Source organism: Archangium sp. (assembly GCF_036389735.1).
Taxonomy (GTDB): domain Bacteria; phylum Myxococcota; class Myxococcia; order Myxococcales; family Myxococcaceae; genus Archangium.
In genome coordinates this window covers 1-1,998 of the sequence record NZ_DASVWK010000217.1, presented here as the reverse complement: position 1 = coordinate 1,998, position 1,998 = coordinate 1, and the positions used below count along the sequence as shown (strand labels likewise).

General features: G+C 67.4%; 2 protein-coding genes and 1 pseudogene. All 3 read left to right on the top strand.

What is annotated here, in order from left to right; all coding sequences use genetic code 11:
• Positions 1-227: pseudogene (locus VF794_RS08085) on the top strand (hypothetical protein); the annotation flags it as partial.
• Positions 227-577, top strand: a complete 351-nt coding sequence (locus VF794_RS08080; protein ID WP_331108603.1) for a DUF2019 domain-containing protein — start codon at positions 227-229, stop codon at positions 575-577. The pseudogene VF794_RS08085 and the gene VF794_RS08080, both read left to right, overlap by 1 nt.
• A gap of 338 nt (positions 578-915) precedes the next feature.
• On the top strand, positions 916-1,998 hold a 1,083-nt coding region (locus VF794_RS08075; protein ID WP_331108602.1), incomplete at its 3' end, for a hypothetical protein.

The window sequence follows — 1,998 nt, the reverse complement described above, 5'->3', positions numbered from 1 at the left end:
GCAACGTGAAGCGATTCGGACCCCAGGCCCTTCACAACACCGAGAACATCACCCCGTTGGACAAGGGCATCCACACCCGCCTCAGCGCGCTCTACTCGTCTATTCAGCGGGATATCACCGGCTCGGCCACCCTGACCGTGCGGCAGTGGTTGAGCACGCAATCGTACGAGGCCCAACGCGAGTTCGGGCTGCTAGCCCTCGAGAGAGTAACGAAGGGATTCTGGTAATGAAGCTGGAGGAACTGGTCGAGCAGTTCGCGCTGAACGTGGCCGCGCAGACCGACGCCATCTGGCGGGGAGACGCCAAGACCGGGAACAAGCACGCCAGGAAGTACGGGGCCGCGGTCGACAAGCTCCTGGCCCACGGCGATGCCGGGCGTGATGCCCTCCTCGTGCTGTTCAAGCACGAGCGCATGGACGTGCGCGTCATGGCCGCCGCGCATCTGCTCCGCTACCGGACGGCCGAGGCCAAAGCGGTCCTGGAGGAGGCCGCCAAGGGAGAGGGGTTGGTCTCATTCAAAGCCGGGCAGGCCCTGAAGAGATGGGAGGAAGGTACCTGGGCCCTCGACCCGGGGTAGCCTGCACATCCTCAAGCTCGTGCGTGGCCAGGCAGAGTTCATCCCGGCTGTGCTCGTCCTGCGGCACCTGCTCGTGAAGCTGGTACGGCCCCAGGCGCTCCACGTCCTCCTGGCTCGCCTCGGACTTCTTTTCCTCGTCCATGCGTGCTCCTCGCTGGCCTCCCGCCCGCCCGAGACCTGGGCTCTTGTTCGCACGGAGCCGTGCCCTCGCTCCAGGAGGTGCACGGTGCATTTGGCATTTCCTACTCCACGGGTGGCACGCCCAGCGCTCCCCAGCAACGGGCAGTTCGATTCCTTTGACACCGCTTGGGTATGCTTCGAGATCAGGAGAAATCCCCATGAGGCTGTGCTGCACGATCGTGTCGCTGGTGCTCCTCGTCGGGTGTGGCACGGCCTCTCGGGGGGTGCGCCTGGACACGGGCCGCGCCGAGCCGGTGGAGCTGGACGACGAGGCGTTCGAGGAAGCCGTGGCGAAGCTGGCCCGGGACACTCGACCTCCCGCTCGACCCCAGGAAGCCGCCCGGCGGCTGTTCGAGATGGAGGCACGGAGCGGTTCGTACACGTACGAGACACGCAGCCGCCGCATCACTCCTCACGAGCCCGGCGAGCACCTGGAGGGGGAGTCAACGGCCGCGGAGGTGGAGTTGACGCGCGACTACCTGCGCTGGTGCGAGCGCACCGGCAGGCCCGGAGACTGTCTGCGCCTGCTGACGGAGTGCCCCACCGTCACCGGGGATGGCCGGTTCGCTCTGGCCCTGGCCCTCGCCAGGGGCGCCGTGCTGGACGAGATGCTGGTGGCGTTCAAGGACATGGCCGACCCACACGCCATGGTGGCGGCGGTGCTCTGGACGTGGACGACGTACATGCTCCTCGTCTCCATTCCCGACGTGACGATCTCCAAGGGCCTCGCCGCCGTGATGACCGCCACACTCATTGCCTACGTGGGCGTCGATACCTTCTGGGGCCTCGTCCTGGGCTTCAAGCGGCTGATGGACGAGGCGGACCGGGCCACCACGTTCAACGAGCTACGTGCGGCGGGGGAGCGCTACGGCAAGCTCATGGGCCGCAACGCGGCGCGAGCGTTCGCCATGCTGGCCATGGCCGCTATCGGAAACACGGCGCCGGGGCTGGGGGCGACGGTACCGAAGCTACCCGGCTCCATGCAGGCGGCGGTGCAGGCGGAGACACAGGTGGGTCTCCGGCTCGCGGCGGTGGGAGAAGTGGAGTCGGTCGCCATCAGCGCTGGGACCGTCACCATCGCCCTTGCGCCTGGCTCTGTCGCCATGACGGCTGGGGCTCCCCCCAACGGCTTCAGGGCGTGGGGCTCGTACAGCGGATTCAAGAGGGCCATGGGCTCGGCGGGCCCTGGGAAGGAGTGGCACCACATCGTCGAGCAGACACCGGGCAACGTGAAGCGATTC